At 70.2% G+C, this 17,729-nt stretch carries 14 protein-coding genes and 2 rRNA genes; 11 read left to right on the top strand and 5 right to left on the bottom strand.

From position 1 onward, the window contains the following. Positions 1-79 precede the first annotated feature (79 nt). From BS72_RS18090 to BS72_RS18100, 3 genes are all read left to right on the top strand, one after another. Positions 80-3,204 (top strand): 23S ribosomal RNA (locus BS72_RS18090). 131 nt (positions 3,205-3,335) lie between these two features. Continuing rightward, positions 3,336-3,452, top strand: a 5S ribosomal RNA gene (rrf, locus tag BS72_RS18095). 71 nt (positions 3,453-3,523) lie between these two features. After that, positions 3,524-4,042, top strand: a complete 519-nt coding sequence (locus BS72_RS18100; RefSeq protein ID WP_037911849.1) for a GNAT family N-acetyltransferase — start codon at positions 3,524-3,526, stop codon at positions 4,040-4,042. A 49-nt stretch (positions 4,043-4,091) separates the two neighbouring features. Here BS72_RS18100 and BS72_RS32475 read toward each other — a convergent pair whose 3' ends face one another. Both BS72_RS32475 and BS72_RS18110 read right to left on the bottom strand, forming a co-directional pair. Continuing rightward, entirely contained in the window at positions 4,092-4,844 is a 753-nt protein-coding gene (locus BS72_RS32475; protein ID WP_051951223.1) for a hypothetical protein, read from the bottom strand. 361 nt (positions 4,845-5,205) lie between these two features. Next, entirely contained in the window at positions 5,206-6,207 is a 1,002-nt protein-coding gene (locus BS72_RS18110; protein WP_037911850.1) for a hydroxyacid dehydrogenase, read from the bottom strand. Between the two features lie 237 nt (positions 6,208-6,444). On the opposite strand from BS72_RS18110, the gene BS72_RS18115 reads away from it, so the two are divergent. The 4 genes from BS72_RS18115 (at position 6,445) to BS72_RS18130 (ending at position 11,424) form a co-directional block, all read left to right on the top strand. Continuing rightward, complete coding sequence (locus BS72_RS18115; protein WP_407638982.1) at positions 6,445-7,434, top strand: ABC transporter permease; 990 nt, start codon at positions 6,445-6,447, stop codon at positions 7,432-7,434. Positions 7,435-7,505: 71 nt separating this feature from the next. Further along, a complete protein-coding gene (locus BS72_RS18120; RefSeq protein ID WP_037911851.1) occupies positions 7,506-8,369 on the top strand; it encodes a carbohydrate ABC transporter permease in 864 nt (287 codons plus the stop codon). A gap of 98 nt (positions 8,370-8,467) precedes the next feature. Further along, positions 8,468-10,117 (top strand): extracellular solute-binding protein, encoded by a 1,650-nt coding sequence (locus BS72_RS18125; RefSeq protein ID WP_037911854.1) that lies wholly within the window; start codon positions 8,468-8,470, stop codon positions 10,115-10,117. 179 nt (positions 10,118-10,296) lie between these two features. Further along, positions 10,297-11,424 carry a LacI family DNA-binding transcriptional regulator gene (locus BS72_RS18130; protein ID WP_051951957.1) on the top strand — a complete coding sequence of 376 codons (1,128 nt, stop codon included), beginning with the start codon at positions 10,297-10,299 and terminating at the stop codon, positions 11,422-11,424. Between the two features lie 52 nt (positions 11,425-11,476). Here the strand turns inward: BS72_RS18130 and BS72_RS18135 are convergent, their stop codons facing one another. From BS72_RS18135 to BS72_RS18145, 3 genes are all read right to left on the bottom strand, one after another. Further along, positions 11,477-13,195, bottom strand: a complete 1,719-nt coding sequence (locus tag BS72_RS18135; protein WP_051951224.1) for a type IV secretory system conjugative DNA transfer family protein — start codon at positions 13,193-13,195, stop codon at positions 11,477-11,479. Between the two features lie 4 nt (positions 13,196-13,199). After that, entirely contained in the window at positions 13,200-14,615 is a 1,416-nt protein-coding gene (locus BS72_RS18140) for an ATP-binding protein (protein ID WP_037916512.1), read from the bottom strand. A gap of 301 nt (positions 14,616-14,916) precedes the next feature. After that, complete coding sequence (locus tag BS72_RS18145; protein ID WP_037911855.1) at positions 14,917-16,461, bottom strand: SCO6880 family protein; 1,545 nt, start codon at positions 16,459-16,461, stop codon at positions 14,917-14,919. 83 nt (positions 16,462-16,544) lie between these two features. Between BS72_RS18145 and BS72_RS39950 the strand changes: the two genes are divergently transcribed. Genes BS72_RS39950 through BS72_RS39965 form a run of 4 tightly spaced genes read left to right on the top strand, consistent with a single transcriptional unit; the run spans position 16,545 to position 17,618 of the window. After that, entirely contained in the window at positions 16,545-16,817 is a 273-nt protein-coding gene (locus BS72_RS39950; protein ID WP_198545922.1) for a hypothetical protein, read from the top strand. A gap of 3 nt (positions 16,818-16,820) precedes the next feature. Continuing rightward, positions 16,821-17,027, top strand: coding sequence for a hypothetical protein (locus BS72_RS39955; RefSeq protein WP_037911859.1), 207 nt, complete (start codon positions 16,821-16,823; stop codon positions 17,025-17,027). Positions 17,028-17,033: 6 nt separating this feature from the next. Continuing rightward, entirely contained in the window at positions 17,034-17,270 is a 237-nt protein-coding gene (locus BS72_RS39960; RefSeq protein ID WP_037911861.1) for a hypothetical protein, read from the top strand. A 12-nt stretch (positions 17,271-17,282) separates the two neighbouring features. Beyond that, the gene (locus tag BS72_RS39965; RefSeq protein ID WP_037911864.1) at positions 17,283-17,618 is read left to right on the top strand and encodes a hypothetical protein; all 336 of its coding nucleotides are present in this window, start codon (positions 17,283-17,285) and stop codon (positions 17,616-17,618) included. Positions 17,619-17,729: the final 111 nt, after the last annotated feature.

The following is a 17,729-nucleotide window of genomic DNA, read 5'->3' on the forward strand; positions in this document are numbered from 1 at the left end:
TGTCGGATCATGCTTTCGGGTGTGGTTTGTGGGTGACCGGTCGTGGCTTGAGAACTGAACAGTGGACGCGAGCATCTGTGGCCAATTTATTAAGGGCGCACGGTGGATGCCTTGGCACCAGGAACCGATGAAGGACGTGGGAGGCCACGATAGGCCCCGGGGAGCTGTCAACCAAGCTTTGATCCGGGGGTGTCCGAATGGGGAAACCCGGCAGTCGTCATGGGCTGTCACCCGCTGCTGAACTCATAGGCAGTGTGGAGGGAACGCGGGGAAGTGAAACATCTCAGTACCCGCAGGAAGAGAAAACAACCGTGATTCCGGGAGTAGTGGCGAGCGAAACCGGATGAGGCCAAACCGTTGGCGTGTGATACCCGGCAGGGGTTGCGTCAGCGGGGTTGTGGGAGTTTCCTTGATCGGTCTGCCGGCCGGTCGGAGAGTCAGAAACCGTATGTGTAGGCGAAGGGCATGCGAAAGGCCCGGCGTAGAGGGTAAGACCCCCGTAGCTGAAATGTGTACGGCTCTCTTGGAGATCACCCAAGTAGCACAGGGCCCGAGAAATCCTGTGTGAATCTGGCGGGACCACCCGTTAAGCCTAAATATTCCCTGGTGACCGATAGCGGATAGTACCGTGAGGGAATGGTGAAAAGTACCGCGGGAGCGGAGTGAAATAGTACCTGAAACCGTGTGCCTACAAGCCGTGGGAGCGTCGCAGTGTGTGCTTGCATGCACTGTCGTGACTGCGTGCCTTTTGAAGAATGAGCCTGCGAGTTTGCGGTGTGTTGCGAGGTTAACCCGTGTGGGGGAGCCGTAGCGAAAGCGAGTCCGAATAGGGCGTTTCAGTAGCACGCTCAAGACCCGAAGCGGAGTGATCTAGCCATGGGCAGGTTGAAGCGCGGGTAAGACCGTGTGGAGGACCGAACCCACCAGGGTTGAAAACCTGGGGGATGACCTGTGGTTAGGGGTGAAAGGCCAATCAAACTCCGTGATAGCTGGTTCTCCCCGAAATGCATTTAGGTGCAGCGTCGTGTGTTTCTTGCCGGAGGTAGAGCACTGGATAGGCGATGGGCCCTACCGGGTTACTGACCTTAGCCAAACTCCGAATGCCGGTAAGTGAGAGCGCGGCAGTGAGACTGTGGGGGATAAGCTCCATGGTCGAGAGGGAAACAGCCCAGAGCATCGACTAAGGCCCCTAAGCGTATGCTAAGTGGGAAAGGATGTGGAGTCGCAGAGACAACCAGGAGGTTGGCTTAGAAGCAGCCACCCTTGAAAGAGTGCGTAATAGCTCACTGGTCTAGTGATTCTGCGCCGACAATGTAGCGGGGCTCAAGTATACCGCCGAAGTCGTGTCATTGCAGCAATACCCCCAACGGGGGCTGTGATGGGTAGGGGAGCGTCGTGTGCCGGGTGAAGCCGCACTGGAAGGTAGTGGTGGACGGTTCACGAGTGAGAATGCAGGCATGAGTAGCGATTCAAACGTGGGAAACGTTTGCGCCGATTGACTAAGGGTTCCTGGGTCAAGCTGATCTGCCCAGGGTAAGTCGGGACCTAAGGCGAGGCCGACAGGCGTAGTCGATGGACAACCGGTTGATATTCCGGTACCCGCTATGAAGCGCCCAGTATCGAATCCTCTGATGCTAAGGCCGTGAAGCCGCCCTTGATCTCTTCGGAGTGATGGGGAGTGGTGGAGCCGCTGATCCGAGGGGGTAGTAGGTAAGTGATGGGGTGACGCAGGAAGGTAGTCCAGCCCGGGCGGTGGTTGTCCCGGGGTAAGGGTGTAGCCCGGACGGTAGGTAAATCCGTCGTCCATGCAGGGTGAGACCTGATGCCGAGCCGATTGTGGTGAAGTGGATGATCCTATGCTGTCGAGAAAAGCCTCTAGCGAGTTTCATGGCGGCCCGTACCCTAAACCGACTCAGGTGGTCAGGTAGAGAATACCGAGGCGTTCGGGTGAACTATGGTTAAGGAACTCGGCAAAATGCCCCCGTAACTTCGGGAGAAGGGGGGCCATTCCTGGTGATGGGCCTTGCGCTCTGAGCTGGGGGTGGCCGCAGAGACCAGCGAGAAGCGACTGTTTACTAAAAACACAGGTCCGTGCGAAGCCGTAAGGCGATGTATACGGACTGACGCCTGCCCGGTGCTGGAACGTTAAGGGGACCGGTTAGTCACATTTCGGTGTGGCGAAGCTGAGAACTTAAGCGCCAGTAAACGGCGGTGGTAACTATAACCATCCTAAGGTAGCGAAATTCCTTGTCGGGTAAGTTCCGACCTGCACGAATGGCGTAACGACTTCTCGACTGTCTCAACCATAGGCCCGGTGAAATTGCACTACGAGTAAAGATGCTCGTTTCGCGCAGCAGGACGGAAAGACCCCGGGACCTTTACTATAGCTTGATATTGGTGTTCGGTTCGGCTTGTGTAGGATAGGTGGGAGACTGTGAGACCATGGCGCCAGCCGTGGTGGAGTCGCTGTTGAAATACCACTCTGGTCGTGCTGGATGTCTAACCTCGGTCCGTGATCCGGATCAGGGACAGTGTCTGGTGGGTAGTTTAACTGGGGCGGTTGCCTCCTAAAGGGTAACGGAGGCGCCCAAAGGTTCCCTCAGCCTGGTTGGCAATCAGGTGGTGAGTGTAAGTGCACAAGGGAGCTTGACTGTGAGACTGACGGGTCGAGCAGGTACGAAAGTAGGGACTAGTGATCCGGCGGTGGCTTGTGGAAGCGCCGTCGCTCAACGGATAAAAGGTACCCCGGGGATAACAGGCTGATCTTCCCCAAGAGTCCATATCGACGGGATGGTTTGGCACCTCGATGTCGGCTCGTCGCATCCTGGGGCTGGAGTCGGTCCCAAGGGTTGGGCTGTTCGCCCATTAAAGCGGTACGCGAGCTGGGTTTAGAACGTCGTGAGACAGTTCGGTCCCTATCCGCTGCGCGCGTTGGAGTCTTGAGAAGGGCTGTCCCTAGTACGAGAGGACCGGGACGGACGGACCTCTGGTGTGCCAGTTGTTCTGCCAAGGGCATGGCTGGTTGGCTACGTTCGGGAGGGATAACCGCTGAAAGCATCTAAGCGGGAAGCCTGCTTCGAGATGAGGACTCCCACCCCCTTGAGGGGGTAAGGCTCCCAGTAGACGACTGGGTTGATAGGCCGGATGTGGAAGCACCGTGAGGTGTGGAGCTGACCGGTACTAATAGGCCGAGGGATTGTCCATGTATGCTCGCGTCCACTGTTTGGTTCCCGGGTTGCGAAAGGTCGCACCGGTGAACTGGTTAATTGAAGATCGTGCTGGTTCCTGGAGCCTTGTCGACGCCCCTGTGTGATGTGGGGGTGGCCCGATAGAGTTTCGGTGGTCATAGCGAGAGGGAAACGCCCGGTTACATTCCGAACCCGGAAGCTAAGCCTTTCAGCGCCGATGGTACTGCAGGGGGGACCCTGTGGGAGAGTAGGACGCCGCCGAACAATTATTCAAAGCCCGGTTCCTCCGAATATTCGGAGGAACCGGGCTTTTTTTGCGTTGTACCCTCTTCCCCATGGAGTGGAGCGTACGTCCGGCGCGGCCGGAGGAGTGGCGGAAGAGCAGGGACCTGCGGCTGGAGGCGCTGCGCGATCCGGTGGCGGATTTCGCCTTCGCCCGCAGCTACGCGGAGGAGTCGCTGTTCGGCGACGACCAGTGGATCAAGCGGGCCGCCAGCCGGGGCTCGCAGCAGTTCGTGGGCGTCGTCAACGGGCCGGCGCGAGCTGGTGAAGCGGAGGCCGAGGAGTTCGCCGCCATGGCCGTCGTCGTCCCCGAACGGCCCGGCTACTACTGCCTGAACGGCGTGTACGTACGGCCCGGGCTGCGCGGCAGCGGTGTGGCCGACGCCCTGCTGGCCGCCGCGGCCGCCTGGGCCTGGGAGCGGGCCGACCGGCTGCACCTGTGGGTCCACGAGCGGAACCCTCGGGCGGAGGCGGTGTACCGTCGCCACGGGTTCGCCCGCACGGGCAGGACCATGGCCTTCGAACGGGACCCGGCGGCCACCGAGTTCGAGCTGGCCCTTCCGAAGCCCTGACGCACCCCCGGCGCCGGTATCCCCGCCTGCGAGGGTGGCCCGGGCGGGTTCAGGAGCCGGCACCCCTCAGCTCGGCCATGACCGCGCGGCCGGTGGCGAGGATCGGGTCGCGGTAGCGGGAGATGTCGGGCTGGGCCGGGGCCGGGTCGTGTTCGCCGACGCTGCCGCTGTCGGTGCCGTCGGCGGGCGCCGTCGTGCGGAGGCTGAAGGCGACGGCGATCACCGCGCCGCCGTGGCGCACCTTCAGCTCGATCTGGCTGGGGACGATGGTGAGCAGGTACGCCTCGTCGCCGATGCCGGGGACCGCGGTGACGGTGTCGGCTCGCTCCAGGGACTGGAGGGCCTGCGCGCGCGTGTCGTGGAACTCCGGCCCGGGGTCGGTCTTCTTGTGCAGCTCGACGGAGACGGTGGCCACGAAGTCGGTGCTCGGCCGGGTCGTGCTGGGGTCGCCGGCGGACACGGCGGCGCACTGGGCGCGGTCCAGGGCGGGCCCGGTCGACATCTCGGCCGGCCAGGCGGTGAACTCCGGGGTGGGTGTGGCGGCGAAGAGCGGGTGCAGCACCTCGTGCGTGCAGAGGTTGCCGGCTATGCGGTAGCCGTGCAGGTCGGGGGTGCTCCGGTGGCTCCCCTCCCAGACGGTGCCGGCGCCCGCCCACACCGCCGACGCCGCCAGGGCGCCGACGAGGGCCCAGGCCCACGGCCGGTCGGACGGCAGCAGGCGGCGGGCCGGGGGCGAGGGGCCGCGGGCCCGCCGTCCTCGTTCCCCCGCGCGTCGGGCGGGCCGTCGTCCGGCTCGTCCCACTCCGGTTCCGGCCCGGCCGTGAGGAGGTCCGGGCCGCTTGGCCCGGGGTCGAACCCACTGGTCAGCTCCGGTTCAGAGATCACCGCCGCCTCCCGTCCCACCAGCCGGGTCCCCCACCGCTCCCAGTATGCGGAGCGTGAGCGCCTGGGGACAGATGGCCGCGCGGAAGTCCCGGGGGACACGCGTGCGACGCCCGCCCCCGCGGGGGTTCCGTACGGCCGTGACCGGATCGGCCGCTCACCGGGGACGGCACTCGGCAGGGTGAGCCCTCGCAGGCTGAGCCATCGAGGCCCGGTCCTGGCGGCCCGGTCCCGGTGGGTCGGTCAGGGGGTCGGCAGCGGGTCGGTCAGCGGTCGGTCGGTCAGGCGATGCGGCCGAGCTGGTCGGCGCGCACGGCGCCCAGCAGCGGTTCGCCCTTCGTCCAGCGTTCGACCTCGTCCAGGGCGTACGCGCCCAGCCGCCGCACCTCGGTGCCCTGCGCGCCGGCGATGTGCGGGGTGGCCAGCACGTTCCGCAGGGCCAGCAGGGAGTGGTCCAGCGGCAGCGGTTCCGGGTCGGTGACGTCGAGGTAGGCGTCGATCCGGCCGGTGGCGCACTCGGCGGCCAGCGCGGCGGTGTCGACGAGCCGGCCGCGGGCCGTGTTGATCAGCGAGGCGCCGTCCCGCAGCAGCGCCAGCCGGCGGGCGTCGAGCAGGTGGTGGGTCTCCGGCAGGTCGGGCGCGTGCACGGTCACGATGTCGCTGCTCCGGCAGAGCTCGTCGATGTCGACCAGGGTGGCGCCCAGGGCCTCGGCCTCGGTGGCGTCGACGTAGGGGTCGGCGAGCAGCACGCGGAAGCCGGCCGGGGAGGCGAGCAGCCGGGCGATGACCCCGCGGCCGATCCGGGACGCGCCGATCACCCCGACGGTGGCGCCGTCGGCACCGATCCGGTCGGCGTAGGTGGGCTGGCGGCCCTGGACGTAGGCGGCGGCGGAGCCCAGCGCGCGGCGGGCCGCCAGCCAGACCGTGGCGAGGGTGAACTCCACCACGGGTGCGGCGTTGGCGTCGGCGGCGGAGGAGACGGCGATGCCGCGGGCGAAGACCTCCGGCCGGACGTGGCCCTTGACCGAGCCGGCCGCGTGCACGACGGCGGCCAGGTTCGGCGCGCGGTCGAGGACGGCGGTGTCGAGCACCGGGCAGCCCCAGCCGGTGAGCAGGACGCGCGCCTGGGCGAGGGGCTCGGCGGCGGCCGGGTCGCCAGTGTCGGTGAGCAGGTGCGGGTGGACGTCGGCGAGGGTGTCGAGCCGGTCGCGGAGCGGGGCCGGCAGGACCAGGTCCAGGACTTCCGGCTGCATCGCCAGCACCAGTTTGGGGCGCTCCGCCATCTCCACACCTCACCGTGTAATCGGTTACATCGGAACGACGTGGAGCCTAGGGGCGCACTCGTCGGCCGTCAACGACCTGAGCGGCAGACGGGGTCGCGGGCGGCGATATTGCGCCGTTTTGGTGGCATGTTCGGCCTTCGGGACCGGTGTTCGCGGTGATCGAATGGTGCGAGGGGGGTTGACCAGCCGTAGTAACCGGTTTAGTTTCCGACCACCTTGAGCGTCGAGGAGGACGCGATGGCGATTGCCGAACGGGACGCCACTGGCCGCACGGGAGCGGCCGGCGCGTCCGAAGGAGCCCAGCCGCCCAGCCGCGCGGCGCGGGGCTCCCGCCGCAAACGGTTGCGGCGGGACCTCGCCCTGCTGGCGCTGATGGCGCCGGGGCTGGTGTACTTCCTGGTCTTCCAGTACGGCGCGATGGCCGGAAACGTCATCGCGTTCAAGGACTACGTGCCATTCGACGGGCTGTGGGCCAGCCAGTGGGTGGGGCTGCAGAACTTCCACGCGATCCTGGTGGACTCCGCGTTCTGGCACGCGGTCGTCAACACCCTGTGGATAGCCCTGCTCCAGCTGGTCTTCTACTTCCCGGTGCCCCTGGCGCTCGCGCTGCTGCTGCACAGCCTGACCCGCACCAGCGTCCAGCGGCTGGTGCAGTCGGTGGTGTACCTGCCGCACTTCCTGTCGTGGGTGATCGTGGTGGCCGTCTTCCAGCAGGTGCTGGGCGACTCGGGCCTGCTCAACTCGGTGCTGGGCGACGCCCACCTGCACACCGTCGACATCATCGGCAACCCGACCGTGTTCAAGCCGCTGGTCGTGGCCCAGGTGATCTGGAAGGACACCGGCTGGGGCACGATCATCTTCCTCGCCGCGCTGGCGCAGGTCGACGAGCAGCAGTACGAGGCCGCCGCGATCGACGGGGCCGGCCCGTGGCGGCGGTTCTGGCACGTGACGCTGCCGGCGATCCGGCCGGTCATGGTGCTGCTGCTCATCATGCGGCTGGGCGACATCCTCTCCGTCGGCTTCGAGCAGATGCTCCTCCAACGTGCCTCGGTGGGCCCGGAGGCGGCCGAGATCATCGACACCCTGGTGTGGCAGCGCGGCCTGGTCGAGGGCGACTACGGGTACGCGGCCGCGGCCGGACTCTTCAAGGGCGTGGTCGGCGCGGTGCTCGTCTACGCCGCGAACAAGGTCGCGCACCGCCTCGGCGAGCAGGGGGTGTACCGGTGAGCGCGGTGGCACAGCGGGCGGGGACCAGGGCCCCGGCGCGGAAGAGCGGCAGGGAGGCCCGTCCGGCCTGGATGGAGAAGCCCCGGGCCGTGACGTCGGCGGCCAAGGCGGTGGCGCTGGTCGCGGTGGTGGCGCTGGTGATGGTGCCGTTCCTGATCGTGGTGTCCACCTCGCTGGCCGACAACAAGGACGTGGTGGCCAACGGCGGCTGGGTGCTGTGGCCGCAGCACCCGACGCTGCGGGCCTACCGGGAGGTCTTCGACGGCGGCATCGTCGGGCACGCGCTGTGGGTGAGCGCGGGCGTGACCGTGATCGGTACCGCGGTCAGCCTGGCGTGCACCATCGGGCTGGCCTACGGCCTGAGCCGGCCGGACCTGTTCGGCGGGAAGCCGGCGCTGCTGCTGATTCTCTTCACGTTCCTCTTCCCGCCCGGCATGATCCCGAGCTTCCTGCTGGTCAAGAGCATGCACATGCTGGGAAGTTACGACTCGCTGATCGCCCCGGTGGTGATCAACGTCTTCAACCTGGTGGTGCTGCGCGGCTTCTTCCAGTCGGTGCCGAACGAACTGCACGAGGCGGCACGGCTGGACGGCGCCAGCGAGTGGCGGGTGCTCTGGCAGATCGTGCTGCCGCTGTCGAAGGCCGCGCTGGCTGTGGTGGGGCTCTTCTACGCGGTGTCGTACTGGAACGCCTGGTTCGCCGCGTCGATCTACCTCGACTCCGACCACTGGCCGCTCCAGCAGGTGCTGCGCACGTACGTCGTCGGCGGGGCGCAGCTGGCCGACACCGGGGCCGGCGACGCCAGCCAGGTCGCTGCGCCGCAGACGATCCAGATGGCGGTGCTGGTGGTGGCCGTGGTGCCGATCCTCGTCGTCTACCCGTTCGTGCAGAAGTACTTCACCAAGGGCGTGCTCACCGGAGCCGTCAAGAGCTGAGCCGCGCGCCCGGCGCCATCCCCCGAGAGCCCGCGGGCACGCGGCGGGCCCACCCCCTGATCTTCAGCACCACCCCGGACATCCTGGAAAGGACCACCGTGAGTACCTCGTCGTTCTCGCGGCGCACCCTGCTGCGCTCGATCGCGGCAGGCGGCGCCGCCGTCGCCGCCCCGGCCCTGCTCACCGCCTGCTCCACCTCCGGCGGCGGCCACGACGTGAGCAACGTCGGCAAGCACCTGACCCCGTGGCCCGCGTACGTGCCCTTCTCCGGGCCGACACCGGACCTGCCCGGCACCGCGGACGGCATCCAGCCCGGGTACCTGTCGTACCCGAAGGAGCTGGCGAACGCCGTCCACGAGACGCCCGGCAGCGGCCAGACCATCAAGGTCATGACCATCACCTACGGCACCCCGCCCAAGCCGGCCTCGTCGAACGCGTTCTGGGCCGCGGTCAACAAGGCGCTGGGCGTGAACATCGAGTTCACGGTCGTGCCCGACTCGGACTACATGACGAAGATGGCCACCATGACGGCCGGCAACGACCTGCCGGACGTGATCAACTTCGGCGGCGGCCACACCCTGCCGCGCGAGGCCGAGTTCGTGGCGGCCAAGTGCGCCGACCTGTCGTCGTACCTGAGCGGGGACGCGATCAAGGAGTACCCGAACCTCGCGAACCTGGCGACGTACGTGTGGCAGAACATGGGCCGCATCGGCGGGCGGATCTACGGCGTGCCGGTGCAGCGCTCGGCGCCGGGCAACTGCCTGTGGATCAACAACGACGTGTTCACCGCGGCCGGTATGAAGGACGGCTGGACCTCGGCGGACTTCACGGCCGTCGCCAAGGCCGCCACCAAGGGCCGCACGTACGCCCTGGGCTCCTCGCAGCCGCTGCTGTTCGGTACGGACGTGCACACCACGGCGTTCGGCGCCCCGCAGGAGTGGCGGATGGACGGCGGCGCGTTCACCAGCGCCTTCACCACCGACGAGTACCGGGCCGGCATCGAGTTCATGGCGTCGCTGCGCAAGGCGGGGCTGTACGAGCCGAACGTGCTGGGCACCTCGACGGTGGACTGCAAGACCTTCTTCTACAACGGCACGGTCGCCTCGATGCCCGACGGCTTCGGCGCGCTGTCCACCTCCGTCCCGAGCATCGACGGCGCCTTCACGCTCGACGCGCTCGTGCCGTACACGCCGTCGAACGGGGCGAAGCCGGGCATGGACCGGGCCCAGGGCGCCTGGGGGTACACGGTGCTGAAGAAGACCACGCCGGACCGGATCAAGCTGATCCTGCGGGTGCTGAACTACCTGGCCTCGCCCTTCGGCACCAAGGAGTACGAGCTGACCCACTTCGGCGTCGAGGGCACGCACTTCACCCGGAACGCGGCCGGCGACCCGATCCCCACCAAGCTCGGCATGGTGGAGAACAACATCAACCTGCCGCTGAAGTACGTGTGCGACGCCCCGCAGGTGCTCTACCTGCCCGGGCAGCCGGACGCGGTGAAGCGCAACCACGCCTGGCAGGACAAGGTCCGGCCGATGCTGGTGGCGAACCCGCGCTGGGGTCTGCAGTCGGACACCCGCACCCGGGTCGGCGCCGCCGTCGACCAGGTGCGCACCGACACTATCGGGGCGATCGTGGCCGGCCGCAAGCCGATGAGCGCGTGGGACGCGGCGGTCAAGCAGATGCGGAACCAGGGCCTGGACAGGATGGCCGAGGAGTACGCCAAGGACTACGCGGCGAACCAGTGACCCTCGGCCCCGCCCGTTCCCCGGCGGCGGCCCCGACTCAGGGACGGGGCCGTCGCCAGGGAAGGGGCGGGGCCGGGCAGGGTCCGGGCGGGTCGGCGAGGGTGATGGGGCCGCGGTCGCACCAGTACGCTGAGTGTGCGGCGCGGTGCGGCGCGGGAGCGGGGTTTCGGATGGCGGGGATGGCGCAGAGTTCACCACGGCCGGGGGCTGCCACGGGCACGCCCGGGCCCCGGTCCGGCAAGGTCACCATCCGGGACGTCGCGGTCCGCGCGGGGGTGTCGGTGGCCACCGTCTCCCGGGTGCTGGCCGGGAACTACCCGACCTCGGCGGCGGCCCGCGCGAAGGTGCTGCGGGCGGTCAAGGACCTCGACTACGTCATCGACGGGCGGGCCCGGGCGCTGGCCGGCACCGGCCCGAAGACCGTCGCGGTCATCGTCCGCTCCGTCGACAGCGCCTTCTACGCCGAGGTCGCCCAGGGTGTGGAGCAGGAGGCGGCGGCCCGCGGCCGGCTGTGCATGGTGTGCAGCCACGGCGGGGACGAGGCGCGTGAGCTGGCGCTGGTGCAGATGATGCGCGAGCAGCGGTCGGAGTTCGTGGTGCTGGTCGGCGGGTCGATCGAGGACGACGGGTACCGGGCGCGGCTGGGCGAGTACGCGCAGGGGCTGGCGGCGGCCGGCTCCCGGCTGGTGCTGTGCGGCCGGCCCGCGCCCGACCCGGACATGCCGGTGCTGGTCGTCGAGTACGACAACGAGGCAGGGGCGTACGCGGTGGTCAGCCACCTGCTGGCGGCCGGCCACCGGGACATCCTCTTCCTGGGCACGATCCCGGGGCACAGCACGGTCGAGCCGCGCATCGCCGGGTACCGGCGGGCGCTGGCCGACCACGGGCTGCCGCCGTCCGCGGAGCGGATCGCGGGGCTGGGGCTGGGCCGGGAGTTCGGATACGGGGAGATGCGGCGGATCCTCGGCGAGTGCGGCGGCCGGCCCGAGTTCACGGCGGTCTTCGCCGGTGACGACCAGGCGGCGGCCGGGGCGATGGCGGCGCTGCGGGAGCGCGGGCTGCGGGTGCCGGTCGACATGTCGGTGGTCGGGTACAACAACGACGACCTCGCGCAGGACCTCAACCCGCCGCTGACGACGGTGAACATCCCCGCGTACGAGCTGGGGCGGGAGTCGGTGCGGCTGGCGCTGGCGGAGGAGGCCGCGAATCCGGGCGGTCCGCGCGCCCTCGCCCAGACCCGGCACCTGCTGGGGACGCACACGGTGCTGCGCGAGTCGGTGGCGCCGCCGCGCAAGGGCTGGGCCTGAGGCCGTCCGGCAGGGCCCGGCGGGCCTCGGGGGCTTCCGGGGCCGGCGCGGGTCAGTACAGGCGGACGGCGTCGGGGACGGCGGGCGGCAGCGCGTCGGCGGTGGCGTCGTCCAGGACGAGGCGGACGTCGGCCCGCTGCCAGAGGGGGGACTGCCAGCGGGCCAGGGCCTGTTCGGGGGAGCGCAGCACCGCGAGGGCGGGCAGGCCGCGGGTGCGGCCCTCCGCCAGCAGCTCCGGCAGTTCGGGCAGCGGCGCGAGCGCGGCCACGTCGTCGAGGACGAAGGTGACTGGTGGGTCGAGCCGGCCGGCGGGTGACCCTGCGGCCATGCTCCGGCCGTGCTCGACCACGCAGGAGACGAGTGCGGTCAGCAGGGGCGTCGCACCCGGGTGGACACGCGGGTCCTCGACGCGTTCGCCCACCACGTAGAGCGTTCCCCGTTCGGCGGTGAACGATGCCAGGTCGAGGCCGCCGGACGAGCCCGGACCGCACGCGTCGCGGATGTGGACGGCGGCCAGCGGCTCCAGCGCCCGCCGGATCAGCGCCTGCGCGGCGTCCCGCCGCTCCGGGTGGGCGTGCAGCACCGACTCCAGCTCGCCGCTCCAGCCGGAGGCGGCCGAACGGTGGGTGCGCAGCACCCGGACCGCCTCCCCGGCCACCCCGCCGGTGGCCCACCGCTGCACCTGCCGGAAGGGGCGGCCGTCCACGGCCGCCGCGTGCAGCCAGCAGCGCAGCAGTGTCACGGCCGCCTGGTGGACGGCCGTCTCGTCGGCGCGGGCCGTGCGCAGCGGGGCCAGCAGCGCGGCGGCGCGGGTGAGGGCGGTGCCGGGCCGTTCGCATCCGTCGTGCGGTGCCCAGCGGAGCCGGCCGGGCAGGTCCAGCACGTGCGCCGGGTCCCAGACGTGGACGGGGCCCAGCTTGGCCCGGCCGCCGGCCGTCTGGTGGTAGGTGTCGGGGTCGGCCGTGGTCACCACGACGGCTCCCTCGGCGGCGAGCACGGCCGGCTGGACGACGCGCCTGCCCTTGTCGCCGCCGGGCTCGGCGAACAGGACGCAGCCGCGCACGACCGCGCCGTCGGCGGCGAACGCGGCGAGCGCCGGGCGCGCCGCGCTGGGGGCGTGCCCCGCCGGCGCGCTCTGCGGGCCGCTGAGGAGGCCGTCGGGGCTGTGCGGGGCCAGCCGCATGGTGGGCGGGTCGGCCGCGGGGGCGCCGCCCGGCGGGGCGGTGCGCGGCACGGTGCGGAACCAGGCGTCCAGGCTCTCGTCGCCGCCGGCCGCCCGGTGGGCGGCGCGGCGCGGCGCGGGCAGGCCGGCGGGGTCCTCGGTGAGGCCCTCGGTGGGGGCGGTGCGGGCGGCCACGTCGAGGCCCTCGGGCCCGCCGTACGGCGGCGCCTTGGGCACGGAGCCGCGGCGGGCCGGGGCGCGCAGCCGGGCCGCGACCCGCAGCGCCCACACCGCGACCGCGACGAGCAGCGCCAGCTGCGCGGACAGCACCCACCAGAACAGCCCGGGGCCCGGCAGCCGGCCGGCCGGGACCTGCGGCCAGGCCGCGGCCATGTCGTGCGGGTGGCCGGCGAGCGAGCGCATCGCGCGCGGCGTGCGGGTGAAGTGGAGGTGGGCCGGCCAGCCGCCGTGGCTGAACAGCCCGGCGACACCGGTGGCCGTCCACACCAGCACCGTCACCCCGAGCAGGACCGCGATGACGGCCAGGACCAGGCCGTCGGGCAGCCCGCCGCCCGCCCGTGCCGGTGACTCCCTCTCGCGCGGCGGCATCGCCTCAGGCCACCGCGTCGTCTGCCACGCGCTCCGCCAGCTGCGCCTCCGCCGCCGCGTGGGCCTCGGCGCGGGCCGCGGCCTCCGCCTCGGCCTCCAGGTCGGCCGCGTGCTCCAGCGAACTCTCCGTCATGGCGCGGTCGGTGAAGACCAGCGGCCGTTCCGCCTCGGTGATCAGGTGCTTGACGACCTGCACGTTGCCGTTGACGTCCCACACCGCGATGCCGGGGGTGAGCGTGGGGATGATCTCCACCGCCCAGCGCGGCAGGCCGAGGACCCGGCCGGTGGCTCTGGCCTCGTCGGCCTTCTGCGCGTAGATGGTGCGGGTGGAGGCCATCTTCAGGATCGCGGCGGCCTCCTTCGCCGCGGCGCCGTCCACCACGTCCGACAGGTGGTGCACCACCGCCACGAAGGACAGGCCCAGCCGCCGGCCGAACTTCAGCAGCCGCTGGAAGAGCTGCGCGACGAACGGCGAGTTGATGATGTGCCACGCCTCCTCGACCAGGAAGATCCGCTTGCGGCGGTCCGGCCTGATCCAGGTGTGCTCCAGCCACACGCCGACGATCGCCATCAGGATCGGCATCGCGATCGAGTTGCGGTCGATGTGCGAGAGGTCGAAGACGATCAGCGGCGCGTCCAGGTCGATGCCGACGCTGGTGGGCCCGTCGAACATGCCCTGCAGGTCGCCGTCGACCAGCCGGTCCAGCACCAGCGCCACGTCGAGCCCCCACGCGCGCACGTCGTCGACCTCGACGTTCATGCCCTCGGTGGACTCGGCCACCGGGTGCCGCAGCCGCTCGACGATGTCGGTGAGGATCGGCTGGCGGTCCGTCACCGCGGCGGCCACGTAGCTGTGGGCGACCTTCAGGGCGAAGCCGGAGCGCTCGTCCAGGGCGCGGCCGGTGGCCACCTCGATGATGGTGCGCAGCAGCGCCAACTGCCCGGTGACGGTGATCGCCGGGTCCAGCGGGTTGAGCTTGATGCCGCCGTCGAGGGCGGCCATCGGGTCCAGCCGGATCGGGGTGATGCCCATCGCCTCGGCGATCAGGTTCCACTCGCCGACGCCGTCCTCGCCCTGCGCGTCGAGGACCACCACCTGCCGGTCGCGGAAGCGCAGCTGGCGCAGCACGTACGTCTTCTCCAGCGCCGACTTGCCGTTGCCGGACTCGCCCAGCACCAGCCAGTGCGGGGCGGGCAGCTGCTGGCCGTAGAGCTGGAACGGGTCGTAGATGTACCCCTTGCCCGAGTACACCTCGCGGCCGATGATCACCCCCGAGTCGCCCAGGCCCGGCGCGGCCGTCGGCAGGTAGACCGCCTGCGCCTGGCCGGTGGAGGTGCGCACGGGAAGCCGGGTGGTCTCCACGCGGCCGAACAGGAAGCTGGTGAACGCGTCCGTGATCGCCGCCAGCGGGTCCAGCATGGGCATCGTGGCCCTCCTCCTTCTGGCTGTCGTACCGGCCGCTCCGGGACCCGCGCGGGTCGTGCTCCGGAACCACCGGTCGGCGGCGGGGGTTCCGCCCCCCGGCCCCCTCGTCGTCCCCGTTCCCTGCCTGCTTGCCGTGTTCCCCGGCTGCTTGCGCCGCGCTACCTGCTCACGGCCCCGTACCTCTTCACGCTCCCGTGCCGCCTACCGTTCCGTACCCGCTTGCCTTTCCCTACCTGCTTACCGCGCCGGCCGCCGTCTGCCCACCCGTTGCGTCCCGGCACGTTCCCGGTCCGGCCTAGCGGCGGATGCCGGTCGCGAACGGCAGGGTGTTGACGAAGGCCCTGTGGTGTTCACGATCGCACCATTCGAGCTTCAGATACGACTTTCCGGCCGAAGCGCGGATGGTCCTCTTGTCGCGCGCCAGCGCTTCGGGGGAGCGCGCGGAGACGGTGATGTAGCCGACGAGGTTCACTCCGGCGGCGCCGCTGGCGAGGTCCTCGCCGCGCTGGTCCACCCGGCCGTGCTGGGCGACGTCGCGCGGGTCGACCACCCGGTTCATCTTCGCCGCCCGGCTGGCCTCGGCGTCGTCGTTGGTCTTCTCGGTGAGCATCCGCTCGATGGCGATGTCGGTCGGCTCCAGGTCCATCGTCACCGCGACGGTGCGGATCACGTCGGGGGTGTGCACCAGCAGCGGCGCCAGGAAGTTCACCCCGACGGGCGTCATCGGCCACTCCTTGATCCAGGCGGTGGCGTGGTGCCAGGGCGCCCGGGTCGCGGACTCACGGGTCTTGGCCTGGAGGAACGTCGGCTCGGTGGCGTCCAGCTCGGCCGGCCAGGTGTTGCGGCGGGTCATCGCCTGGATGTGGTCGATGGGGTGGTCCGGGTCGTACATCGAGTGGACCAGCGAGGCGAGCCGGGCCTGGCCCAGCGGCTGGCGGACCCGGATGTCCGCCTCGGCCAACCGGGCGCAGATGTCGGTCAGCTCACGGGCCATCACCGCGGCGAGCCCGGCGTCCTTGTCGACCTTCGCCCCGCGGCCGACCGTGGCCCGGGCCATGGCGCTGCCCTCGGCGGCCAGCTCGCGGGTGAAGTGCATGCACGCCACCAGGTAGGCGCGGTGCTGCTCGGAGGAGGTCGACACCATCGACTGCAACTGGTCGTAGGAGTCCTTCAGCCACCGGTCGGCCTCCGGGTCGCCGCGCTGCGCCACGTCCTTGGCGTGGGCGTCCGGGTCGGCCGGCAGCGTGCGGGCCAGCATCTGCAGCCGGGTGACGAAGCCGTCGCCGTTGGCCACGTGCTTGAGCAGCGTGCCGAAGCGTTCCACCAGGGCTTCCTGGTCCTCGCTGTCCCGCAGGCCCACGCCCGGGCCCTCGATCTCGATGGCCGCGGTCACCGTACGCCGGTCCACGTGCAGCAGCACGGCCATCTCGTCCGGGCCGAACGGCGCCGACAGCCAGGTGATCCGGCCGATCCCCGGCGGCGGCCCCACCTCGATCTCGCGCCCGTCCAGCCGCGTGCCGGCCTCCTGGACGGCGGAGCGGTAGGTGGGCGCCACCCGAAGGGTGCGGCGGTAGCTGCGGTTGATCTCGAACCACCGGTAGAACGTGCGCCGCCGGTAGGGCATGTAGACCGCGGCCAGTGCGATCAGCGGCCACCCGACCAGGCCGACGATCCGCAGCAGCAGCACCGGGATCACCAGCCCGGACAGCATGCCGAGGCCCGCGCCGAGGACGATCAGCGCGATCTCGCCGGTCTCCCGGTTCTTGCCGACGATCGCGTTGGGCCGCGACTTCCCGATCAGATACGTGCGGCGCGGGTGGGCGAACGGCTGGGTCGTCACTTGCGCTCACCTCCCTGCGTCGAACCGTTGTTGCGTCCGGGCGGCGGGGCCGACCGGTAGGGGGAGCCGCTGAGCGGGCCCCGGTGCCTGAACTGCCCGCGCCGCCGGACCCGCCCGATCCCCCCGAGGGGCGGGTGCTGTGGGCCGCGATGCCGCTGGAGGCGGGGTTCGGCTGGGCGCCGCCCCCGCCCTGGGCCTTCTCGGGGGCGCCGCCGCGGGCACTGTGCGTGGTGATGCCCTGGCGCACCAGGGCGGCCGGGGAGGAGATCACCGCGGCGCCCTGGCTCTGGCCCCCGGCCTGTCGGTTGTTGCGCAGGTTGACCACGTCGTCGCCGAAGCCGGGGACGAAGCGGTAGATCATGAAGCTGGCGAAGATGGCGAGCAGGATGATGGCCAGACCCGACACCACCGCGGAGAACGCGTTCGGGCCGTCCTTCGTCGTGGACAGCGCCCCGGCCAGGCCGAGCACCACCACGATCACCGGCTTCACCAGGATCACCGCGATCATGACGCCTGCCCAGCGCCTGACGTGGTGCCACATGTTCTTGTCCACCAGGCCGGAGTAGACCGCGGTGCCCAGCAGCGCGCCCACGTACAGCAGCGCGGCCCGGATCACCAGCTCCAGCCACAGCACCCCCGCGGCCAGCACCGACACCAGGGACACCACGATCAGCATGACCGGGCCGCCGCCGATGTCGGTGCCCTTCTCCAGGGCGCCCGAGAACGAGCCGAAGAAGACGTCGGTGTTGGACTGGGTGCCCGAGGAGATGACGTCGGTGACGGCGTCGGTGGCCGACACCACCGTGTAGAGCACCAGCGGCGTGAACGCGGACGCCAGCACGGTCAGCCACAGGAAGCCGACGGCCTCGGTCAGCGCCTCGGTCATCGGCACCCCGCGAACGGCGCGCTTGGCCACCGCCAGCAGCCACAGGACCAGGGTGAGGACGGTGGAGGCGGCGAAGACGACGGCGTACTGGCGCAGGAACGCGGTGTTGGTGAAGTCGACGCCGGAGGTCTTGGTGACGGCGCTGGAGAGCTTGTCGATGGTCCAGGAGGCCGCGTCGGCGCAGCCTTTGGCGAGAGAGGTGAGGGGGTCGAGGCTGCTGGTCGGACTCGTTCCCTTGGCGGGCGTCGAGGTGTCGCCCTTGGTGCAGTAGTCCTTGGCCGCTCCGATGAGGCCGGCGCACGGGTCGTGGGTGGGCGTCGCCGTGGCCCCAGTCGGCGTCGGTGAGGCTGCCAGAGCCCGCGCGGGCGCGGAGGTCAGGACA

Origin of the sequence: Actinacidiphila yeochonensis CN732 (assembly GCF_000745345.1) — a bacterium.
GTDB classification, from domain to species: Bacteria; Actinomycetota; Actinomycetes; order Streptomycetales; family Streptomycetaceae; genus Actinacidiphila; species Actinacidiphila yeochonensis.